Here is a 20,841-nt window from a genome sequence, read left to right as displayed (position 1 = left end):
AGGTAATGTCACGGGCGAGACGCAGGGGCAGGGCTGTTGTACACTGCCGTGAAAGATTCGTGGTTAAATCAAGGTGGAACGCGTGGAATTACTTTCTCAATATGGGTTGTTTTTGGCCAAAATCGCGACGGTGGTGATTGCCATTGCCGTGGTTGCCGTTCTGATTGTCAACCTGACGCAGCGCAAGCGTCAGCGTGGGGAGTTACGCATCACCCGCCTGAGCGAGCAGTATAAAGAGATGCAGGAAGAGATGTCCCTCTCGCTGCTCGATAGCCATCAGCAGAAGCTGTGGCTGAAAGCCCAGAAGAAAAAACACAAGCATGAAGCCAAAGCCGCGAAGGCGAAGGCAAAGCTCGCGACGCCGCAGGGCGACGCAAAACCCCGCGTCTATGTGCTCGATTTTAAAGGCAGCATGGATGCGCATGAAGTCGCTTCGCTGCGCGAAGAGGTGACTGCGGTTCTGGCCGTGGCAACGCCGCAGGATCAGGTGGTGGTGCGTCTTGAGAGCCCGGGCGGGGTGGTTCACGGTTACGGGCTGGCCGCTTCACAGCTGCAGCGTCTGCGCGAGAAGCAGATCCCACTTACCGTGGCGGTAGATAAAGTCGCGGCGAGCGGCGGCTATATGATGGCCTGCGTGGCGGACAAAATCGTTGCGGCGCCGTTTTCCATCATAGGTTCGATTGGCGTGGTCGCACAGATCCCTAACTTTAACCGCTTCCTGAAAAATAAAGAGATTGATATCGAACTTCACACGGCGGGTCAGTACAAACGCACCCTGACGCTGCTGGGGGAAAACACGGAAGAGGGGCGCCAAAAATTCCGTGAAGATCTGAATGAAACCCACCATCTCTTTAAAGACTTCGTACATCGCATGCGCCCAACGCTGGATATTGAACAGGTGGCGACCGGTGAGCACTGGTACGGCATCCAGGCGCAGGAAAAAGGGCTGGTGGATGAAGTAGGTACCAGTGATGACCTGCTGCTCAACCTGATGGAAGGCCGGGAACTGGTAGGCGTGCGCTTTACACAGCGCAAACGGCTGATGGACCGCTTTACCAACAGTGCGGCGGAAAGCGCGGACCGCCTGCTGCTTCGCTGGCTACAGCGCGGACAAAAACCGCTGCTGTAAACAAAAACGCGAGGCATATGCCTCGCGTTTTGCATTAATCGACCAGGTGATATTTCTCTGAAAGCGTATGCGCCAGGTATTTAAACATATTAAACACGGCAGTGCTTTTCGGGGTCGGTAACCCCTGCTCGTCAAGGAAGTATTCGCCGCTGAAAACCAGCACGCCATTACGTTGCTCAACGCCGGTGGCTTCAATGCCTGCCAGCGTATCTTCATGGTCACGAATAAGCTTGTTTGCTTCGATAAGCAGAGAGGCTCGGTCAATGGGTTGGGTCGTATTCTGCATAATCCACTCCTTAAACAGTGACAATAGTCTACGCCGGGGGCGCTTTGGGGGCAAATTTTCCCTGTAATGTGAGGGGATAAGATGCAGAGGGCAGGTTGGCGGGATTTGCTTTTGCATGCTAATAAAGTTGCGTAACGAATTTTATCAGGTAGAGTGTGCGCTTTCGTCATTCTGGCAACAGAATTGCTTGACATTCGACCGGGAATTCGTCACGAATTATACGAGATGTGAGAAAAATACCCGAAAACTCAATGACCTGGATGTCGCCATTCTGACGTTCGGTAAGACATAGGGGTTGATATCCCCTGACGCAGTCGCAATATCATTGGCTCGTCGTCAGCGGAAGGGAAATCAACGTGCGGCGTATTCCTGGAAGAATTAAATTAGGTAAAGGTGAATATGGGTAAAGCTCTCGTCATCGTTGAGTCCCCGGCAAAAGCCAAAACGATCAATAAGTATCTGGGTAATGACTACGTGGTTAAGTCCAGCGTTGGTCACATCCGCGATTTGCCGACCAGTGGCTCAGCCAGCAAAAAGAGCGCAGACTCTACCTCCACCAAAGGGGCTAAAAAGCCTAAAAAGGATGAACGTAGCGCGCTTGTCAACCGCATGGGTGTTAACCCATGGCACAACTGGGATGCACAATATGAAGTGCTGCCCGGGAAAGAAAAAGTCGTTAACGAGCTGAAGCAGCTGGCTGAAAAAGCAGACCACATCTATCTCGCAACCGACCTTGACCGCGAAGGGGAAGCCATTGCGTGGCACCTGCGGGAAGTGATCGGCGGGGATGACAAACGCTACAGCCGCGTAGTGTTTAACGAAATTACAAAGAATGCGATTCGTCAGGCGTTTGAGAAGCCGGGCGAGCTGAATATCGACCGTGTGAACGCCCAGCAGGCGCGTCGCTTTATGGACCGCGTTGTGGGCTACATGGTTTCTCCACTGCTGTGGAAAAAGATTGCCCGCGGCCTGTCTGCAGGACGCGTGCAGTCTGTAGCCGTGCGTCTTGTCGTTGAGCGTGAACGCGAAATTAAAGCTTTCGTGCCGGAAGAGTTCTGGGAAGTTGACGCCAATGTCACCACCCCGGGCGGTGATGCGCTGCCCCTGCAGGTAAGCCATCACAACGATAAGCCTTTCCGTCCTGAAAACCGCGATCAGACCATGGCCGCCGTGGCGCTGCTGGAAAAAGCGCGCTATCAGGTACTGGAACGCGAAGATAAGCCGACCAGCAGCAAGCCTGGCGCGCCGTTTATCACGTCCACACTGCAACAGGCGGCGAGCACCCGTCTGGGTTACGGCGTGAAGAAAACCATGATGATGGCCCAGCGATTGTATGAAGCGGGTTACATCACCTACATGCGTACTGACTCCACCAACCTGAGCCAGGACGCGGTGAACATGGTGCGCGGCTACATCAGCGACAACTTCGGTAAAAAATACCTGCCGGAAAGCGCCAACCAGTTCGCCAGCAAAGAGAATTCTCAGGAAGCGCACGAAGCGATTCGTCCCTCTGATGTCTCTGTTTTAGCCGAGTCGCTGAAGGATATGGAAGCCGACGCCCAGAAGCTGTATCAGCTGATCTGGCGTCAGTTTGTCGCGTGTCAGATGACGCCAGCGAAATATGATTCCACTACGCTGACCGTTGGCGCGGGCGACTTCCGCCTCAAGGCACGCGGTCGTATCCTGCGCTTCGACGGCTGGACGAAAGTGATGCCTGCGCTGCGTAAAGGTGATGAAGACCGTACGCTGCCTGCGGTAAACAAAGGCGACGAGTTGTCGCTTGTCGACCTGGTTCCGGCCCAGCACTTCACCAAGCCGCCTGCGCGCTTTAGTGAAGCGTCGTTGGTTAAAGAGCTAGAAAAACGTGGGATTGGCCGTCCGTCAACCTACGCCTCAATCATCTCTACCATTCAGGACCGCGGTTACGTTCGCGTAGAGAATCGCCGTTTCTATGCCGAAAAAATGGGTGAGATTGTCACTGACCGTCTGGAAGCTAACTTCCGCGAATTGATGAACTACGACTTCACCGCGCAGATGGAAGACAGCCTCGACGAAGTGGCCAGTCACAAGGCGGAATGGAAGAAGGTTCTCGATAGCTTCTTCAGCGACTTTACCAACCAGCTTGAGAAAGCGGAGAAAGATCCTGAAGAGGGCGGCATGCTGCCTAACCAGATGGTTCTGACCAGCATCGACTGCCCGACCTGCGGCCGCAAGATGGGGATCCGTACTGCGACAACGGGCGTGTTCCTTGGCTGTTCAGGCTATGCGCTGCCACCAAAAGAGCGCTGCAAAACAACCATCAACCTGGTGCCGGAGAACGAAGTTCTCAACGTGCTGGAAGGTGATGATGCGGAAACCAACGCCCTGCGCGCGAAACGCCGCTGCAAAAAATGCGGCACGGCGATGGACAGCTATCTGATCGATCCTAAACGCAAGCTACACGTGTGTGGTAACAACCCAACGTGCGACGGGTATGAGATCGAAGAGGGTGAGTTCCGCATTAAAGGTTATGACGGCCCGATTGTGGAGTGCGAGAAGTGTGGCTCTGAAATGCACCTGAAAATGGGGCGTTTCGGTAAGTACATGGCCTGCACCAACGACGAGTGTAAGAACACGCGCAAAATTCTGCGCAATGGTGAGGTTGCTCCGCCGAAGGAAGATCCGGTTCCGCTGCCAGAATTGCCGTGTGAAAAATCCGACGCGTACTTCGTGCTGCGTGATGGTGCCGCAGGTGTCTTCCTGGCCGCCAACACCTTCCCGAAATCGCGTGAAACGCGCGCACCGCTGGTGGAAGAGCTGCATCGCTTCCGCGATCGTCTGCCTGAGAAGCTGCGTTATCTGGCCGATGCGCCACAGCAGGATCCTGAAGGCAATAAGACGGTGGTCCGTTTTAGCCGTAAAACGAAGCAGCAGTACGTTGCGGCAGAGAAAGAGGGTAAAGCGACCGGATGGTCCGCCTTCTTTGTCGATGGCAAATGGGTTGAAGGCAAGAAATAATCTTTCTTAACCGTAGCTTACCCGTGAAAGGGCCGGACTTCCGGCCCTTTTTTATTACCTTATTATTATTTTTTGTTCCGTACTATACAGTCAGGCTATAAGTGATATAGTGGTTATAGTTAACCCTTTTTTTATTATCAAATCGTCTTAAGCGATTGACCGCGTGCGCTAAATCGGATGGTCTGGCATGAAATTACAACAGCTTCGTTATATCGTTGAGGTGGTGAATCACAACCTTAATGTCTCTTCCACCGCCGAGGGGCTATATACCTCGCAACCGGGCATCAGCAAGCAGGTTCGCATGCTGGAGGATGAATTAGGTATTCAGATTTTCGCCCGCAGTGGTAAGCACCTTACCCAGGTGACGCCAGCGGGGCAGGAAATCATCCGTATTGCGCGGGAAGTCCTTTCCAAAGTCGATGCGATTAAGTCTGTGGCGGGGGAACATACCTGGCCGGATAAAGGCTCGCTGTATATTGCCACGACGCACACCCAGGCGCGCTATGCGCTACCAGGCGTTATCAAGGGCTTTATTGAGCGTTATCCGCGCGTCTCCCTGCATATGCACCAGGGATCGCCGACGCAAATTGCGGAGGCGGTGTCGAAGGGCAATGCAGATTTTGCCATCGCGACGGAAGCGCTCCATCTCTATGACGATCTGGTCATGCTGCCGTGCTATCACTGGAACCGCTCCATTGTGGTGACCCCGGATCATCCGCTGGCGGGCAAAGGGTCGGTGTCAATCGAAGAGCTAGCGCAATATCCTCTGGTCACCTACACGTTTGGCTTCACCGGACGATCTGAGCTTGATACCGCCTTCAACCGGGCCGGGTTAACGCCGCGGATTGTCTTTACCGCCACCGATGCAGACGTTATAAAGACCTATGTACGGCTTGGCCTGGGGGTAGGGGTGATCGCCAGCATGGCGGTCGACCCGGTGTCAGACCCTGACCTGGTGCGTCTTGATGCGCATGATATTTTCAGTCACAGCACGACAAAAATTGGCTTCCGCCGCAGTACCTTCCTGCGAAGCTATATGTATGATTTTATTCAGCGCTTTGCACCGCATTTAACGCGTGACGTGGTGGATACCGCCGTGGCATTACGATCAAATGAAGATATCGAAGAGATGTTTAAAGATATCAAACTCCCCGAAAAATAATCACACCCGGTATCTTTCCCTTAGGGAAAGATACCGAAATATCGGCTTAAAGCTAAATTAGAATTATCATCATCTGCACTTCCCCTGCCATATATTGTCATTATCCTTTTAATTTGTGTGGCTTTAATGTCGTGAATTGGCGACAAAAATAGAAACTAATTAACGGCTACGCAAATTTTTCTTTTCAAATATTTATTTCTGGTCAAAAGATTGAATTTTTCATGCCTCTTGATGCGTAAATTCACTGGCTTTTCGGCTAAAGTTTCTTTAGGATTTATCTCAACAGATGATTAATTGTACCAATTGTTTGGTCCTAAATGATAAGCGATATCGATTGTATGAGGTTAGCAATGCCTTCAGGAAGTGAAGAACCGCAAAGGGATCCTGCGCTCAAGCGTAAAGCCTGGCTGGCGGTCTTTCTCGTTTCCGCCCTGTTCTGGGTGATGGTTGCTCTCCTGGCCTGGAAATATTGGGGTTGAATATGGCAGTGACGGTACGTACAGAAACGGCTAAGCGGATGTGTCAGCATCATGACACTGTTCACAAGGGACGCAAAGCGCCTGCAACAGCAGTGCCAGCATCCTGGAAACTGACGCCGCAGCAGCAGGCTTTTATTGATGTGTTCGCGGAAGACGAACCCAAAAAACAATAATTTAGTTTATTGCGTAATGATGCAGTTAGTATGAATAATGACTATGCGCCTTTGTACTCTTTAATAAATACACATCAGCAATATAGCACGAGGACCTGCCTCGGAATGTTTAATAAATAATGCCTGGTGTCCCTATGATGAATAACATGATGTCTCAAAAATACTGGTCATGGATCGGCGTTTTTACCCTGTCGATTCTGTTCTGGAGTCAGCTCATCTGGCTGGCCGTCCACTAAATCATAAAACCTCGCTGCGGCGGGGTTTTTTTGTTTTACCCTCCTCTGGACCATTCCTAAATTTATCAATTTGGGTTGTTATCAAAACGTTACGACATCTTTGTGTTATCTTTAATTACGGCCCTGATGATTGTCAGGACATCTCTGTAATTAAGGAGGAGCTTATGTCGTTAACCCTACGCGAAGCCAGTAAGGACACGTTACAGGCAGAAAATAAAACCTGGCACTACTATAGCCTGCCGCTGGCTGCCAGAACGCTTGGGGACATTTCGCGTTTACCCAAGTCCTTGAAAGTTTTGCTGGAAAATCTCTTGCGCTGGCAGGACGGTGACTCCGTGACCCTCGACGATATTCAGGCGCTGGCAGGGTGGCTTAAGAATGCCCATGCCGACAGAGAAATTGCCTACCGCCCGGCAAGGGTCCTGATGCAAGACTTCACCGGCGTTCCTGCCGTGGTGGATCTCGCCGCCATGCGTGAGGCGGTTAAACGCCTCGGCGGCGATACGGCTAAAGTGAACCCGCTTTCACCCGTTGACCTCGTGATTGACCACTCCGTAACCGTTGACCACTTCGGTGATGACGATGCCTTTGGCGAGAACGTGCGTCTCGAGATGGAGCGAAATCACGAGCGTTATGTCTTCCTGAAGTGGGGTCAGCAGGCGTTCAGCCGCTTTAGCGTGGTTCCACCCGGCACCGGTATTTGTCACCAGGTTAACCTTGAATATCTCGGTAAAGCCGTCTGGAGTGAATTGCAGGACAAAGAGTGGGTGGCTTATCCGGACACACTGGTGGGTACAGATTCCCACACCACCATGATTAACGGCCTCGGCGTGCTGGGCTGGGGTGTAGGTGGTATCGAAGCGGAAGCCGCCATGCTCGGTCAGCCGGTCTCCATGCTTATCCCTGATGTTGTGGGCTTTAAGCTCACCGGGAAGCTGTCTGAAGGCATTACCGCCACCGATCTGGTGCTCACCGTTACCCAGATGCTGCGTAAGCATGGTGTGGTGGGAAAATTTGTTGAATTTTACGGTGACGGGCTGGATTCGCTGCCGCTGGCAGACCGCGCGACCATCGCCAACATGGCGCCAGAATATGGTGCAACCTGCGGATTTTTCCCCATTGATGACGTCACGCTGGAGTACATGCGCCTGAGCGGACGCAGCGAAGAGCAGGTGGCGCTGGTGGAGGCGTATACCAAAGCGCAGGGTATGTGGCGCAATCCGGGGGATGAGCCGGTATTTACCAGCACGCTTGCGCTTGACATGGGAAGCGTTGAGGCGAGCCTCGCCGGTCCGAAACGTCCGCAGGATCGCGTGGCGTTAAGCGACGTGCCAAAAGCGTTTGCCGCAAGCAACGAGCTGGAAGTTAACGTGGCGAAGAAGGACCATCGCCCAATCGACTATGTTCTGAACGGACATCAGTATCAGCTCCCGGACGGCGCGGTTGTCATAGCCGCCATTACCTCCTGCACCAACACCTCAAACCCCAGCGTATTAATGGCTGCCGGCCTGCTGGCTAAAAAAGCGGTTGAGCTGGGACTGAAACCACAGCCCTGGGTCAAAGCCTCTCTGGCACCGGGCTCCAAAGTGGTCTCGGATTACCTGGCGCAGGCCAGGCTAACGCCGTATCTTGATGAGCTGGGCTTTAACCTCGTGGGCTATGGCTGTACCACCTGCATCGGTAACTCCGGCCCGCTGCCTGAACCTATTGAAACGGCGATCAAGCAGGGCGATCTGACGGTTGGCGCAGTCCTTTCCGGTAACCGTAACTTTGAAGGACGTATTCATCCGCTGGTGAAAACCAACTGGCTCGCTTCGCCGCCGCTGGTGGTGGCCTACGCGCTCGCCGGGAACATGAATATCAACCTGGCTACCGATCCTATTGGTCACGACCGCAAGAATGAGCCGGTCTATCTGAAAGATATCTGGCCGTCCTCATGTGAAATTGCGATGGCCGTTGAAAAGGTCTCCACCGAGATGTTCCGCAAAGAGTATGCGGAAGTGTTTGAAGGCACGCCGGAATGGAAAGCCATCAACGTTGTGGGCTCGGACACCTATGACTGGCAGGACGATTCCACCTATATCCGCCTGTCGCCGTTCTTTGATGAGATGCTGGCCGAGCCTGCACCGCTTCAGGATATTCACGGGGCGCGCATACTGGCGATGCTGGGGGATTCCGTCACCACTGACCATATCTCTCCGGCGGGGAGCATCAAAGCCGACAGCCCGGCGGGCCGTTATCTGCAGAGCCGGGGCGTGGAGCGCCGCGATTTTAACTCCTACGGATCGCGCCGCGGTAACCATGAAGTGATGATGCGCGGGACGTTTGCCAACATCCGCATTCGTAACGAAATGGTTCCGGGCGTGGAAGGGGGGATGACGCGCCATCTTCCGGGGACGGAAGTCGTGTCGATTTATGACGCAGCCGTCAAATATCAGCAGGAAGGTACGCCGCTGGCGGTGATCGCCGGGAAAGAGTACGGGTCCGGCTCCAGTCGTGACTGGGCGGCGAAAGGTCCGCGACTGCTTGGCGTTCGCGTGGTCATCGCCGAGTCGTTTGAACGTATTCACCGCTCGAACCTGATTGGCATGGGGATCCTGCCGCTTGAGTTCCCGCAGGGCGTCACGCGCAAAACGCTGGGCCTGACGGGGGAAGAGCAGATTGATATTAGCGGCCTGCAAGACCTGCAGCCGGGCAAAACGGTGCCGGTGAAGCTTACGCGAGCAGACGGGAAAAGCGAGGTACTGGAATGCCGGTGTCGTATTGATACGGCAACCGAACTGACCTACTACCAGAACGACGGCATTTTACATTATGTGATTCGTAAAATGCTGGATTGATAAAAAAAGCCCGGCATCTGTGCCGGGCTTTTTACTTTCACTCTTTCAGAAGATGTCCCATTTTAGCCGCCTTGGTATCGAGATAGTGGGCATTTTTCGGGTTGCGGCCGACAATCAGCGGTACACGCTCGACGATGTTGATCCCGGCTTCGGTGAGGATTTCCACCTTTTTGGGATTATTGGTCAGCAGGCGAACCTCGTCCACGCCCAGCAGCTTGAACATATCGGCGCAGAGGGTGAAATCACGTTCATCGGCGGCAAAACCGAGCTGGTGGTTGGCTTCCACCGTATCGTAGCCCTGGTCCTGCAGCGCGTAAGCGCGGATTTTATTCAGCAGACCAATGTTACGACCTTCCTGACGGTGATAGAGCAGCACGCCGCGGCCTTCTTCGGCAATATGGGTAAGGGCAGCTTCGAGCTGGAAACCGCAATCACAGCGCAGGCTGAACAACGCGTCGCCGGTCAGACACTCCGAATGGACGCGGGACAGCACCGGCGTCTGCCCTGAAATGTCGCCGTAGACCAGCGCGACATGATCCTGTCCGGTTGCCAGTTCTTCAAACCCCACCATCAGGAAATCGCCCCATGGGGTTGGCAGTTTGGCTTCTGCCACACGTTTAAGCTGCATGTGATTCTCCAGAGTAGGCTGACACGTTTCGTGCCTTGCGCCTGTTTTGCTTTCTGTATTTGTCCATTTTGCCACAAGCTCAGCACGTTCGCCTAATGGGCGCCATGCTATATGAACGTTAAACGCACGATCCGACATATCCACCCATCGAATGAATTTCAGTTATGATTGTGAGGCTTAGCGAAAAAGGAGAAGACATGCTTTCAATCGCCAGACGTACGGCAGCAGGCGCGGCCATTTTATTGATTATGCCTTTGGCCGTGTGGGTCTCCGGCTGGATGTGGCAGCCGGGGCAGAATGCCACGTGGCTGAAAACGTTATACTGGGTAACGGAGACGGTCACGCAGCCGTGGGGAATTATTACCCACGTTATCCTCTGCGGCTGGTTCTTGTGGTGCCTGCGCTTTCGACTGCGCGCAGCGTTGATGCTCTTTGCTATCCTCGGTGGCGCGATCGTTATTGGACAGGGCGTGAAGTCCTGGGTGAAGGATCACGTTCAGGAGCCAAGACCTTTTGTGGTCTGGCTGGAAAAAGCGCACCATGTTCCGGTGGATGAGTTCTACAATTTAAAGCGTAAAGATCGCGGCGCGCTGGTGAAAGAACAGCTTTCAGAACAGGAAGATATTCCAAAGTTCCTGCGTAAGCACTGGCAAAAAGAGACGGGATTCGCGTTTCCTTCCGGCCATACGATGTTTGCAGCCAGTTGGGCGTTGCTGGGCGTTGGGCTGCTTTGGCCTCGACGTCGCACCATGACCATCGCGATTTTACTGGTTTGGGCGACAGGGGTGATGGGCAGCCGCTTGCTGCTGGGAATGCACTGGCCGCGGGATCTGGTGGTCGCTACGCTGATCTCCTGGTTGCTGGTGACGCTGGCAACCTGGCTTGCAGAACGGTTCTGCGGCCCGCTCACGCCACCACCTGAAGAGAAAGAAGAGATCGCCGAAAGGGAGCAAAGCGATGCCTGACGGTTGATATTGTGCATTTTGCCCATAAATCCATGACGTGCGCGTTACTTTTTCCGTTTCGCGCCCGTCGCTAAAATGGTAGTTTATAAGGCTGATTGCGGTAAGTTGAACACACTTTATTCGCTAGAACCACATAACGGGAAGTAATGTGAAATATTTACTCATTTTCTTACTGGTATTGGCGATTTTTGTCATTTCAGTCACATTGGGTGCACAAAACGATCAACAGGTGACGTTTAACTATCTGCTGGCGCAGGGTGAGTATCGGGTCTCCAGCCTGCTGGCGGTCTTATTTGCTGCAGGCTTTGCCATCGGCTGGCTGGTTTGCGGTCTTTTCTGGTTGAAAGTTCGTGTTTCTCTTGCGCGCGCTGAACGTAAAATTAAACGACTTGAACAGCACATTGCGCCTGCGTCCGACATGCCGGAAAGTTCAGGTGTGCCGGTCGTGAAGGAATAATCGACTATGCTGGAGTTGTTGTTTCTGCTTTTGCCTGTAGCCGCAGCCTATGGCTGGTATATGGGCCGCAGAAGTGCGCAACAAACGAAACAGGATGAGGCTAACCGACTCTCCCGCGACTACGTTGCGGGGGTGAACTTCCTCCTGAGCAATCAGCAGGACAAAGCGGTAGACCTGTTCCTCGATATGCTGAAAGAGGATACGGGGACCGTCGAAGCCCACCTCACTCTCGGTAACCTGTTCCGCTCGCGCGGCGAGGTTGACCGCGCTATCCGTATCCACCAGACCCTGATGGAAAGCGCCTCCCTGACCTACGAACAACGTCTCCTGGCGGTACAACAGCTGGGCCGAGACTATATGGCCGCGGGGCTGTACGATCGCGCTGAAGATATGTTCACACAGCTAGTGGATGAAACGGATTTCCGTATCGGCGCGTTGCAGCAGTTACTGCAGATTTACCAGGCCACCAGCGACTGGCAGAAAGCCATTGATACGGCCGAGCGTCTGGTGAAGCTGGGCAAAGACAAGCAGCGCGTTGAAATTGCGCATTTCTACTGCGAGCTTGCCCTTCAGCAGATGGGCAACGACGACATGGACAAAGCCATGGCGTTGCTGAAGAAAGGTGCCGCCGCAGACCGCAATAGCGCGCGTATCTCTATCATGATGGGGCGCGTTTTTATGGCCAGCGGCGACTACGCTAAAGCCGTTGAAAGCCTGATGCGGGTGATTGACCAGGACAAAGAGCTGGTCAGCGAAACGCTTGAAATGCTGCAAACCTGCTATCAGCAGCTGGACAAGCAGGAAGAGTGGGTGGCATTTCTGCGTCGTTGCGTGGAAGAGATTACCGGCGCGACCGCTGAGCTGATGCTCTCTGACGTGGTTGAGCAGTATGAGGGGAGCGACACCGCACAGGTTTATATTACCCGTCAGCTGCAGCGTCATCCCACGATGCGCGTATTCCACAAGCTGATGGACTACCATCTGAACGATGCGGAAGAAGGGCGCGCGAAAGAGAGTCTGATGGTGCTGCGCGACATGGTTGGCGAGCAGGTGCGCAGCAAGCCGCGCTACCGTTGTCAGAAGTGTGGTTTTACCGCGTATACGCTCTACTGGCACTGTCCGTCCTGCCGGGCCTGGTCCACCATCAAGCCAATTCGCGGCCTGGATGGGCAGTAATTTTTTTAAAAGCCTTCATTTTAGTTACAACATACTGATGGCTTTTCCGTTTTCTCAACACCGTGCGGCTTGCTGGCCTGGCAGGGGCATAAATGGATTCTGTCAATTTGCGGCGACGGCAGGTAGAATGCAGGCCGTTTATCTGTTCCGCGCCGCTGCGCGCCCATAGACGAAAAGGGCTGGTCATGACGTCTGTTACTTCCTCCACTTCCCGCGTTATTACGGATTCTCCTGTTGTTGTTGCGCTTGATTACAATAAGCGTGACGCAGCGCTGGCCTTTGTCGACGGTATCGATCCTCGCGATTGTCGTCTGAAAGTTGGTAAAGAGATGTTCACGCTGTTTGGACCGCAAATCGTCCGCGATCTGCAGCAGCGTGGTTTCGATGTCTTCCTCGATCTCAAATTCCATGATATCCCGAACACCACGGCGCACGCGGTTGCCGCCGCTGCGGAACTGGGTGTATGGATGGTCAACGTCCACGCGTCGGGCGGGGCGAGAATGATGACAGCCGCTCGCGAAGCACTCCTGCCGTTCGGCAACGATGCGCCATTACTGATTGCGGTTACCGTGCTGACCAGCATGGACGACAGCGACTTGCGCGACCTCGGCGTGACGTTGTCACCTGCCGGGCACGCCGAGCGTCTCGCGCGTCTGACGCAGAGCTGTGGTCTCGATGGCGTCGTTTGCTCCGCGCAGGAAGCGGTACGCTTTAAGTCAGAGTTGGGCAAAGATTTTAAACTGGTCACGCCAGGCATTCGTCCTGCTGGCAGCGACGTGGGCGATCAGCGACGCATTATGACGCCTGAGCAGGCGTTGGCAGCAGGCGTTGACTACATGGTTATCGGCCGGCCGGTGACGCAGTCTGTGAACCCGGCGGAGACGCTTAAGGCTATTAACGCATCACTGAAAAAGGGGGCGCAATGACTGATTCCAACAGTCGGCTGGTCTACTCGACGGAAAGCGGGCGCATAGACGAACCGAAAACGAAAGCAGAACGTCCGAAAGGTGACGGTATTGTTCGTATCCAGCGTCAGACCAGCGGGCGAAAAGGAAAGGGGGTCTGCCTGATCTCCGGGATTGATATGGATGATGCGGAGCTGAACAAGCTGGCAGCAGAGTTGAAGAAGAAATGTGGCTGCGGCGGCGCCGTGAAGGACGGCATTATCGAAATTCAGGGTGATAAACGCGATTTAATTAAATCGCTCCTTGAAGCCAAAGGCATGAAAGTTAAACTGGCAGGCGGCTAAAATAAATAAGCCACGGCAAATGCCGTGGCTCGTGTTATATACGTGCGTTAGTCAGACCTGAAATGCGATGCTAAATCGCCTTAACGGGAAGGCTAAAAAAATAATTATTTGCCAACCTGGTGACCGATAATACCACCGACAGCAGCGCCGCCTAATGTACCCAGCGTACTACCATCCGTTAATACTGCACCACCGAGCGCACCAGCACCGGCGCCAATTGCGGTGTTACGGTCACGTTTAGACCAGTTAGAGCACGCGCTCAGGGACATTGCTACAGTGATTGCCAGAACAGCGGCGGCTAATTTTTTGCTGGTTAAGGTCATAATACTTTCTCCTGAATTATCGATTCACGGAAAGATGTACACATTAAGTATAGTCAAAATGAATACTCAATTCTTTTTTCCGTGAAAGCTGGTCGCGCAGGCGTTACGTAATCACGCAGGTGATAGTCACTTCCTGTTATATCGCTAACATTAATTTTACGACTTTACGGCAGGTTAAACAGGTAAAAACTCTTAAAGGATGGATAGGAATCCTCTCAGACGAAGGGGGCATATGCGCCCGGAATACGGGCGCAAAGGGACTCAGGCGGGCGTTTTAATAATATCGACAATGAGACCGTCATCTTCCAGTTTATTACGATGTTCGTCGCTTAACCTTTCGTCGGTAATTACGCGGCTAAAGCGTGAGGCTGGACCCATGGTGTAAGGATGGACGGCGCCAAATTTAGAGCTGTCGGTCAGCACAATGGCTTCACACTCTTTTTCCAGAACGGCATTCACAACGTCAGATCGCATCATATCCCGGCCGGTGAAGCCTGTCTCCGGCTGCCAGCCGTCAATACCGATAAACGCCTTACTGAAATGAACCTGCTGGACATACTGCCGGGTTAGCGGGCCTACCATGCTCTCACTTTTTTTCTGGTAAATGCCGCCCAGCAAAATCACCTCACAGCGCGTCTCTTTGAGCAAATGGGCGATATAGCTGCTGACGGTGATGATGGTAACGTCTTTTTGTTCGGCGAGCGTACGTGCCAGAAGAGCGTTGCTGCTGCCGTTTTCAATAAAGACCGTCTCGCCAGGGTTTACCAGCGATGCGGCAAATTCTGCCAGTTCTCGTTTAAGCGCGTAGTTATTCATCATGCGCGTCTCAACGTCGTCGCTGTCCAGCGGCACGGCATAGCCATGCGCACGGCGCAGGTAGCTCTGTTTTTCCAGCAGATTAAGATCCTGACGGATGGTCACTTCTGAAACGCCGGTGGTTTTAGCCAGCTCAACGACGCTTACGCGCCCCTGATCGATGACCATCTGCAAAATGAGTTGTTGTCGGGAATTCATAGCATCCAATTAATAAAGCGAAACGAGGTCTGAGACAGTGGGTTTAGACTTCCCACGGCGCTTTAGGCTGTCGGTTTTCGGGGGCATTGTCAGCGCCATCCTGAGCGAGAAGTTCAGACTTCAGGATCTCGAGATTACGGATTGCAGAGTGATAATCACCCGCCACCAGTATATCCAGCACGGTATCAATACGTTGTGCTACAGCTTGTGGATCAATAGTAGACATCATCTCTCCCCAGGAGCGAAAAGTTAATAATTTCAATGATGCAGAAAATAGGTTCAAAAGAGAAGGGAAAAAACGCCATAACGAAATTACCTATACGAAAGTGAACCTCTGTATGACGTTAACGTTGTTGTCGCGCTTGATATCGTTTTAGCCAGCGCTCGAATGCGGCAGCGGGCATCGGCTTAGCGAAAAGAAAACCCTGCCGTTCGTTGACGCCGTTTTTGGTCAGAAAGGCATCTTCTTTTGCGTTCTCCACCCCTTCGGCAATCACCTGCAGGTTTAACGCCTGCGCCACTGCGACAATGGCGCGTACCAGAGACTGGGAGACAGAGTGCTTGTGAATATCTCTGACAAAAGCCTGATCGAGTTTAATGGCATCAATAGGAAAACGCGCCAGCTGGGAAAGGGAGGAGTAGCCGGTACCGAAATCGTCCAGATGAATTTGTGCCCCAAGCCGACTGAATTGCTGGATCACCGAGAGCGCCAGCTCTTCGTTTTCGATAAGACAGCTTTCGGTTAACTCAACGTCGATAGGGCAGTACTCAAAATGCAGATCCTTAAGCGCCTGCTTTAGCTCGCTGAAAATCGTCTGGTCGGCCAACTGACGTGCAGAGACGTTCACGGCCACGCGCAGGTTAATTCCCTTGTCACGCCATTTTGCCACCTGGCGAACCACATCAAGCATCACCCAGCGACCCAGCGGCACAATCAAACCGGACTCCTCGGCATAAGAGATAAATTCCAGAGGGGGGATAAGCCCGCGCTCGGGCGACTGCCAGCGGACCAGCGCTTCAAGGCTTCGGACTTCGCCGCGCCAGGTCATTTTCGGCTGGTAGTGGATCAGGAGCTGATCGTTATCCAGCGCTTTACGCAGGTTGGTGTCCAGCCACAGGTACTCAAACACGCGCTGGTTCATCTCGGGGGAGAAGACGCAGAATTTGCCACGGCCATTCTCCTTGGCGGTGTACATGGCAATGTCGGCATTGCGAATCACGCTTTCCCGATCGTTCCCGTGCTGCGGCGCGAGGGCGATCCCCAGGGAGCAACCGGTGTAAACCTCAATCAGACCGATTCTGAACGGCTGGCGCAGGCGTGTCAGAATACGCGACGCCATCGCTTCCAGCGAGCCCTGAGAGGTATTAGTGGCCATAACGATAAACTCATCGCCGCCGAGCCGCGCTAAAACCTGCCCCTCATCCAGACAACTCAGAAGGGCAAGTGCAACCGCCTGCAGGAGCTGATCGCCGAACATATGCCCGTAGGCATCGTTAACCTTTTTGAAGTTATCGAGGTCGAGGTATACCACGCCAACCTGCGTGTCGCCTCGGCTATTGATGGCGTCTGAAATCAGCTCATGGATCGCATTGCGGTTGGGCAGGCCGGTGATGGTATCGGTATTGGCCAGCACGCGCAGGCGCTCCTGTGCCCGCCGTTCTTCGGTAATGTCGGTCCCGGAGCAGATAAGGAAAATTTCATTTTTACCGCTGCCGCTGTGAACGAATTTATTTCTGAACAGAAACAAGCGTTGCCCTTTTCGCGTTTTAATCCAGCGTTCGACTTCGTAGGAGCTGCCGTTGCGAAAGAAACCCGCAATGTTGCGCTTCGAGGCTGCCGCTTCGCTGCGGCTCATGAACAGTTCAAACACGTTTTGACCAATGACTTCATGTTCTTTCAGACCGGTATACTCTTCGCTCAGGCGGTTAAAGCGCTGGATATTGCCGTTTTGATCGAGAATGACAATGACGGAATTCGCTTCAGAAACAACCTGTTCCGCAAAGGAGAGCCCCTGAGCCAGATCGCGTGCCACGGAGGGCGTATCGTTCCAGGCGGAAGCCGTTCCGGCCCACTCGTTTCGGGTGATTTTGCGTCCGACAAGATGGACGGGAACTTGCTCGCCGTAAAGAGAGAGGTTCAGGGAAATGCTGGTGGTCATTACCGTTAGCTGACGGATCTGTGCGGCCTGTTCATCATCCAGTACGATCTCCTGAGTCACGTCAGCATTTTCGCTGGCGGCAAGGTGCAGAGCGTTGCTGTCAGCCGACAATCGCCACCACGGGCTGTGAGTACCCATGTAACGAAACAGCAAATTTTGCTCAAGTTCGTCGATCATGATTTCTCCCGCCGCGACGCATTAGCGAACAAATTATTCATTAGTCGTCGACTTTTCCGTTGAAAATAGCGGCAAAGCCGCAGTGAAGGTATTGTTTTTCGCAGCTTTTTTATAATAAAACGCATCAGACAGATAAAAATGCTGAGCGTATGAAATCCACGTGCCCGAACAGGGCAGCACTCTTTAACTGTAGATAATTATGGCTATTTTGGGCGGGCTGGGGCGGAAAAAGTAAGAAAAATGATGCTTTTGCGAGGGGAAAGACAGGGAGAAAATTGTCGGCCTTTCTGAACGGAAATGACCGACAATTGAGCAGGTTATCAGGCGACAGGGCGCGCAATAATACTGCGGGTTTCCATGCGAACTTCAGCGATAGTTACATCAATCACGTCAGTGACTTTGTAAACCGTCTCGCCTTTAATTTGCACGGTGCCGCTTTCCTGACTGCAGACCAGTTCGTCTCGAACGGCGTGCAGGAACGGGGCAGGGATAAAGGCGACCGCACCGTTATCCACCAGACGTACGCGCATTCCCCCGCGGCTGATATCAATAATTTCTGCCGCGAAGCGGGTATCGGTACCGGCTTTATCCTGCAGGAAGCGCGCGTATAGCCAGTCTCCAACGTCACGTTCCGCCATGCGGTTCAGACGGCGACGCTCGGCCATCTGTAGGGTCGTGTCGTCCTGTGGACGGGCAATGGTTTCGCCCTTAATAATCGCTTTCAGCAGGCGGTGGTTAACCATATCACCATACTTACGGATCGGGGAGGTCCAGGTGGCGTAGGCTTCCAGACCGAGGCCAAAGTGCGGGCCTGGCTCGGTGCTGATTTCCGCGAAGGACTGGAAGCGGCGAATACGGCTATCCAGGAAACCGGACGGCTGAGCGTCCAGCTCGCGGCGAAGCTTGCAGAAGCCCGGCAGTGTCAGCACTTCTTCCGGATCAACATGCACATCGTGATTCTTCAGGAGGGCCGCGAGCGCTTCGGTATTGGCCGGATCGAATCCGGTATGAACGTTATAAATACCGAAGCCCAGCCTGTCGCGCAGCACGCGCGCGGCACAGATGTTGGCGGCAATCATCGCTTCTTCGACGATGCGGTTAGCAATGCGTCGCGGCTCGGCCACGATATCCAGCACTTCGCCTTTTTCACCGAGAACAAAACGATAATCCGGACGATCCTTGAAGACCAGGGCGTGAGTCTTACGCCACTCGCCGCGGTTCAGGCAGATGCGGTGCAGCAGACGAATCTGTGCCGCGATAGCATCGGATTCAGGTTTCCAGCTGCCAGTGTTTTCCAGCCAGTCGGATACATTGTCATAGGCCAGCTTGGCTTTGGATTCGATGGTGGCGGCAAAGAATTCGATATCGTCTTCAATCGTGCCATCTGCGGCAATGGTCATGCGGCAGGCGAGAACCGGGCGCACCTCATTTGGGCGCAGCGAGCAGAGGTCGTCAGACAGTTCGCGCGGCAGCATCGGGATGTTAAAGCCCGGCAGGTAGTTGGTGAACGCGCGGATTTTCGCCGTTTCGTCCAGCTTGCTGCCTTCCACAATCCAGGCGGTTGGATCGGCAATGGCGACGGTCAAATGCAGTTTGCCATCGGCGCTCTCTTCAGCGTAGAGCGCATCGTCCATATCTTCTGTGCTGGCGCTGTCGATGGTGACAAACTCCAGCGCGGTAAGATCGCGGCGCGCCAGGCCTTCATCCTGCATCTCAGTTGCCACGCCGTTCGGCGCTTCTTTTTCAAGATTATGGCGCGCCAGCGTGACCCACCACGGGACGAAATGGTCGTCGCCAAAGGTGATGAACTGGGTCAGTTCAGCATAGAAACCGCGGTCGCCTTTCAGAGGATGACGGCGCATTTCTGCTACGGCCCAGTCACCTTCTTTAAAATCATGCTCAACGCCGCGGGCGGCGCGGCAGGGAATGGCATCTTTCAGCAGGGGGTGATCCGGCACGACAGAAAGACGATCGTCCTTTCTCTGCACTTTGCCCACAAAGCGGGTCAGGAACGGCTCGATCAGTTCTTCCGGCTCGGCGGATTCACGTTCCTTCTCGGTATGGATGACGGCCATGACGCGATCGCCATGCATCACTTTCTTCATCTGCGGTGGCGGAATGAAGTAGCTTTTCTGCGCGTCAACTTCAAGGAAGCCAAAGCCCTTTTCCGTGGCTTTCACGACCCCTTCTGCACGCGGCGTCTGGGAATGCAGTTGCTGTTTAAGCTGCGCTAGCAGCGGGTTGTCCTGAAACATAATGTTCTATTTTCGTAGCCATTGAGCGGCTGACAGTTTTACGCGATTCTCACTGCTACAGCAAGCGCTCTTTGGGGAAAGAGTGTGGTTATTCCGCTTTGCCGGACGCGACTTTTAGTCGATTGAGCCAGCCCTCCAGCGCGCATTGGCTGAGCAGGTTGATCGCCTGAACGGCAGTAAGTCCTTCTTCCGTGAGCGGGGTAAATTGTGCGGCGCTGAAGCGGTCCGGCGAGCGTGTCAGCAATTCGGCTGCTGCCGAAAGCGCCGGAGGAGGCAGCGAAACCGTTTCCCGGCTGTTTATCAGGATCTCCCCCATCAGATCGAGCAAGGTCGGTTCATGGCACAGGACCGGCGTCAGCGCCTCAAGCGTGGGCTCTGCCTGCCAGCGGGAGAGGGACTCAAGCTGATGTGCACTGGCATAGCGAAGCTCGACCACGGGCAGAAGCGAGATCCACGCGTCGGAGGACGTTGGCAGGGTGTGCGGCTGAATATGATGGCCCGGCAGCCAGCGGACGGGATGGCCGAGCAGCGCCTGAAAGACGGCGACCACGCGCGCCTGAAAACCGATAAAGCCGATTATCTGGTTAATTACCACAACGTCATAGATAGACAGACCTACCTCATCAAGCTGGTTTCGCGCCTTATCATCAATGACGTCAGGTGAGCTGGCGAGCTGGCGGGCGTACTGCGTGATTTGCGCCAGCCGTCGGTTACTTTCGCGGGAGGAGTCAGGGCCCGGCAGCGGGGCGAGGAGGGCGGCGTAGTGGTTGCACAGCCGCTGAACGCCGCAGGCCTGCGCCACCGTCAGCGCGGTACTTAACCGATCGTAGGCGCTAAGCGTTCGCAGGCGGTTTACGGGAAGTGAGAGCGGGAACAGCTGATGACATAAGGATCTGGCAGGAGCGAGCCAGCCGGTACAGGCGGCGACAAGCTCATCTGGCAGGGCTAAATCGAGCAAAAAACGATCGTCGACGTTAGCGGCTTCGGGCACCAGGGGCAGCACATCCGGCTGCGCGTGGTTAGACTGGGTTTCGTGATACCAGTGGCCTTTGCCGGAAAAACGGCGTTGTTCCATGGGCGTTCCTTGATCTCAAAATGGCGATCAATATCCTGGCGTAAGGCAGATAAAGGGAAAA

At 54.0% G+C, this 20,841-nt stretch carries 20 protein-coding genes; 12 read left to right on the top strand and 8 right to left on the bottom strand.

The window, feature by feature from the left end:
• Nucleotides 1-82: 82 nt before the first annotated feature.
• On the top strand, nt 83-1,129 hold the full coding sequence (sohB, locus tag IM295_RS20035; protein WP_193067243.1) for a protease SohB: 1,047 nt from the start codon (nt 83-85) through the stop codon (nt 1,127-1,129).
• A 34-nt stretch (nt 1,130-1,163) separates the two neighbouring features.
• Here sohB and IM295_RS20030 read toward each other — a convergent pair whose 3' ends face one another.
• Complete coding sequence (locus IM295_RS20030) at nt 1,164-1,415, bottom strand: YciN family protein (RefSeq protein WP_003856804.1); 252 nt, start codon at nt 1,413-1,415, stop codon at nt 1,164-1,166.
• Between the two features lie 399 nt (nt 1,416-1,814).
• On the opposite strand from IM295_RS20030, the gene topA reads away from it, so the two are divergent.
• The 6 genes from topA (at nt 1,815) to acnA (ending at nt 9,302) form a co-directional block, all read left to right on the top strand.
• Nucleotides 1,815-4,412 (top strand): type I DNA topoisomerase, encoded by a 2,598-nt coding sequence (gene topA / locus IM295_RS20025; RefSeq protein WP_041909639.1) that lies wholly within the window; start codon nt 1,815-1,817, stop codon nt 4,410-4,412.
• A 187-nt stretch (nt 4,413-4,599) separates the two neighbouring features.
• The gene (gene cysB, locus IM295_RS20020) at nt 4,600-5,574 is read left to right on the top strand and encodes an HTH-type transcriptional regulator CysB (protein WP_028013403.1); all 975 of its coding nucleotides are present in this window, start codon (nt 4,600-4,602) and stop codon (nt 5,572-5,574) included.
• 338 nt (nt 5,575-5,912) lie between these two features.
• Nucleotides 5,913-6,053, top strand: a complete 141-nt coding sequence (locus IM295_RS20015; RefSeq protein WP_213743510.1) for a YmiA family putative membrane protein — start codon at nt 5,913-5,915, stop codon at nt 6,051-6,053.
• Nucleotides 6,054-6,055: 2 nt separating this feature from the next.
• Nucleotides 6,056-6,226 carry a hypothetical protein gene (locus IM295_RS20010; protein ID WP_032644881.1) on the top strand — a complete coding sequence of 57 codons (171 nt, stop codon included), beginning with the start codon at nt 6,056-6,058 and terminating at the stop codon, nt 6,224-6,226.
• Between the two features lie 137 nt (nt 6,227-6,363).
• Nucleotides 6,364-6,462 (top strand): small membrane protein YmiC, encoded by a 99-nt coding sequence (gene ymiC, locus IM295_RS23130; RefSeq protein WP_032644994.1) that lies wholly within the window; start codon nt 6,364-6,366, stop codon nt 6,460-6,462.
• Between the two features lie 164 nt (nt 6,463-6,626).
• A complete protein-coding gene (gene acnA / locus IM295_RS20005; RefSeq protein ID WP_193067242.1) occupies nt 6,627-9,302 on the top strand; it encodes an aconitate hydratase AcnA in 2,676 nt (891 codons plus the stop codon).
• Nucleotides 9,303-9,339: 37 nt separating this feature from the next.
• On the opposite strand, the gene ribA is transcribed toward acnA, so the two are convergent.
• Nucleotides 9,340-9,930 (bottom strand): GTP cyclohydrolase II, encoded by a 591-nt coding sequence (ribA, locus tag IM295_RS20000; protein WP_028013401.1) that lies wholly within the window; start codon nt 9,928-9,930, stop codon nt 9,340-9,342.
• 197 nt (nt 9,931-10,127) lie between these two features.
• On the opposite strand from ribA, the gene pgpB reads away from it, so the two are divergent.
• The 5 genes from pgpB (at nt 10,128) to yciH (ending at nt 13,777) form a co-directional block, all read left to right on the top strand.
• A complete protein-coding gene (pgpB, locus tag IM295_RS19995) occupies nt 10,128-10,895 on the top strand; it encodes a phosphatidylglycerophosphatase B (RefSeq protein WP_193067241.1) in 768 nt (255 codons plus the stop codon).
• A gap of 148 nt (nt 10,896-11,043) precedes the next feature.
• On the top strand, nt 11,044-11,352 hold the full coding sequence (locus IM295_RS19990; RefSeq protein WP_028013399.1) for a LapA family protein: 309 nt from the start codon (nt 11,044-11,046) through the stop codon (nt 11,350-11,352).
• Nucleotides 11,353-11,358: 6 nt separating this feature from the next.
• Nucleotides 11,359-12,528 carry a lipopolysaccharide assembly protein LapB gene (gene lapB, locus IM295_RS19985; RefSeq protein WP_193067240.1) on the top strand — a complete coding sequence of 390 codons (1,170 nt, stop codon included), beginning with the start codon at nt 11,359-11,361 and terminating at the stop codon, nt 12,526-12,528.
• 185 nt (nt 12,529-12,713) lie between these two features.
• The gene (gene pyrF / locus IM295_RS19980) at nt 12,714-13,454 is read left to right on the top strand and encodes an orotidine-5'-phosphate decarboxylase (RefSeq protein WP_028013397.1); all 741 of its coding nucleotides are present in this window, start codon (nt 12,714-12,716) and stop codon (nt 13,452-13,454) included.
• The gene (yciH, locus tag IM295_RS19975) at nt 13,451-13,777 is read left to right on the top strand and encodes a stress response translation initiation inhibitor YciH (RefSeq protein ID WP_028013396.1); all 327 of its coding nucleotides are present in this window, start codon (nt 13,451-13,453) and stop codon (nt 13,775-13,777) included. The genes pyrF and yciH overlap by 4 nt, the downstream gene beginning before the upstream one ends.
• Nucleotides 13,778-13,881: 104 nt before the next feature.
• On the opposite strand, the gene osmB is transcribed toward yciH, so the two are convergent.
• From osmB to IM295_RS19945, 6 genes are all read right to left on the bottom strand, one after another.
• Nucleotides 13,882-14,100 (bottom strand): osmotically-inducible lipoprotein OsmB, encoded by a 219-nt coding sequence (gene osmB / locus IM295_RS19970; protein ID WP_008501216.1) that lies wholly within the window; start codon nt 14,098-14,100, stop codon nt 13,882-13,884.
• A gap of 261 nt (nt 14,101-14,361) precedes the next feature.
• Nucleotides 14,362-15,114 carry a DNA-binding transcriptional regulator YciT gene (locus tag IM295_RS19965; protein ID WP_041909650.1) on the bottom strand — a complete coding sequence of 251 codons (753 nt, stop codon included), beginning with the start codon at nt 15,112-15,114 and terminating at the stop codon, nt 14,362-14,364.
• 43 nt (nt 15,115-15,157) lie between these two features.
• Nucleotides 15,158-15,340, bottom strand: coding sequence for a hypothetical protein (locus IM295_RS19960; protein WP_041909652.1), 183 nt, complete (start codon nt 15,338-15,340; stop codon nt 15,158-15,160).
• 118 nt (nt 15,341-15,458) lie between these two features.
• On the bottom strand, nt 15,459-17,450 hold the full coding sequence (gene pdeR, locus IM295_RS19955) for a cyclic di-GMP phosphodiesterase (protein WP_028013393.1): 1,992 nt from the start codon (nt 17,448-17,450) through the stop codon (nt 15,459-15,461).
• Nucleotides 17,451-17,770: 320 nt separating this feature from the next.
• Nucleotides 17,771-19,705, bottom strand: coding sequence for an exoribonuclease II (locus IM295_RS19950; RefSeq protein ID WP_047368696.1), 1,935 nt, complete (start codon nt 19,703-19,705; stop codon nt 17,771-17,773).
• 88 nt (nt 19,706-19,793) lie between these two features.
• Entirely contained in the window at nt 19,794-20,780 is a 987-nt protein-coding gene (locus IM295_RS19945; RefSeq protein WP_059357675.1) for a hypothetical protein, read from the bottom strand.
• Between the last annotated feature and the right edge of the window lie 61 nt (nt 20,781-20,841).

Source organism: Enterobacter cloacae complex sp. P14RS (assembly GCF_014895895.1).
Taxonomy (GTDB): Bacteria; Pseudomonadota; Gammaproteobacteria; order Enterobacterales; family Enterobacteriaceae; genus Enterobacter; species Enterobacter bugandensis.
This window is presented reverse-complemented; position numbering and strand designations above follow the sequence as displayed.

What these genes read in the sequence shown, in the direction of transcription:
- IM295_RS20030 (WP_003856804.1), bottom strand. Translation starts at nt 1,415, where the DNA reads ATGCAGAATACGACCCAACCCATTGACCGAGCCTCTCTGCTTATCGAA.
- topA (WP_041909639.1), top strand. Translation starts at nt 1,815, where the DNA reads ATGGGTAAAGCTCTCGTCATCGTTGAGTCCCCGGCAAAAGCCAAAACG.
- cysB (WP_028013403.1), top strand. Translation starts at nt 4,600, where the DNA reads ATGAAATTACAACAGCTTCGTTATATCGTTGAGGTGGTGAATCACAAC.
- IM295_RS20015 (WP_213743510.1), top strand. Translation starts at nt 5,913, where the DNA reads ATGAGGTTAGCAATGCCTTCAGGAAGTGAAGAACCGCAAAGGGATCCT.
- IM295_RS20010 (WP_032644881.1), top strand. Translation starts at nt 6,056, where the DNA reads ATGGCAGTGACGGTACGTACAGAAACGGCTAAGCGGATGTGTCAGCAT.
- ymiC (WP_032644994.1), top strand. Translation starts at nt 6,364, where the DNA reads ATGAATAACATGATGTCTCAAAAATACTGGTCATGGATCGGCGTTTTT.
- acnA (WP_193067242.1), top strand. Translation starts at nt 6,627, where the DNA reads ATGTCGTTAACCCTACGCGAAGCCAGTAAGGACACGTTACAGGCAGAA.
- ribA (WP_028013401.1), bottom strand. Translation starts at nt 9,930, where the DNA reads ATGCAGCTTAAACGTGTGGCAGAAGCCAAACTGCCAACCCCATGGGGC.
- pgpB (WP_193067241.1), top strand. Translation starts at nt 10,128, where the DNA reads ATGCTTTCAATCGCCAGACGTACGGCAGCAGGCGCGGCCATTTTATTG.
- lapB (WP_193067240.1), top strand. Translation starts at nt 11,359, where the DNA reads ATGCTGGAGTTGTTGTTTCTGCTTTTGCCTGTAGCCGCAGCCTATGGC.
- pyrF (WP_028013397.1), top strand. Translation starts at nt 12,714, where the DNA reads ATGACGTCTGTTACTTCCTCCACTTCCCGCGTTATTACGGATTCTCCT.
- yciH (WP_028013396.1), top strand. Translation starts at nt 13,451, where the DNA reads ATGACTGATTCCAACAGTCGGCTGGTCTACTCGACGGAAAGCGGGCGC.
- osmB (WP_008501216.1), bottom strand. Translation starts at nt 14,100, where the DNA reads ATGACCTTAACCAGCAAAAAATTAGCCGCCGCTGTTCTGGCAATCACT.
- IM295_RS19965 (WP_041909650.1), bottom strand. Translation starts at nt 15,114, where the DNA reads ATGAATTCCCGACAACAACTCATTTTGCAGATGGTCATCGATCAGGGG.
- IM295_RS19960 (WP_041909652.1), bottom strand. Translation starts at nt 15,340, where the DNA reads ATGTCTACTATTGATCCACAAGCTGTAGCACAACGTATTGATACCGTG.
- pdeR (WP_028013393.1), bottom strand. Translation starts at nt 17,450, where the DNA reads ATGATCGACGAACTTGAGCAAAATTTGCTGTTTCGTTACATGGGTACT.
- IM295_RS19950 (WP_047368696.1), bottom strand. Translation starts at nt 19,705, where the DNA reads ATGTTTCAGGACAACCCGCTGCTAGCGCAGCTTAAACAGCAACTGCAT.
- IM295_RS19945 (WP_059357675.1), bottom strand. Translation starts at nt 20,780, where the DNA reads ATGGAACAACGCCGTTTTTCCGGCAAAGGCCACTGGTATCACGAAACC.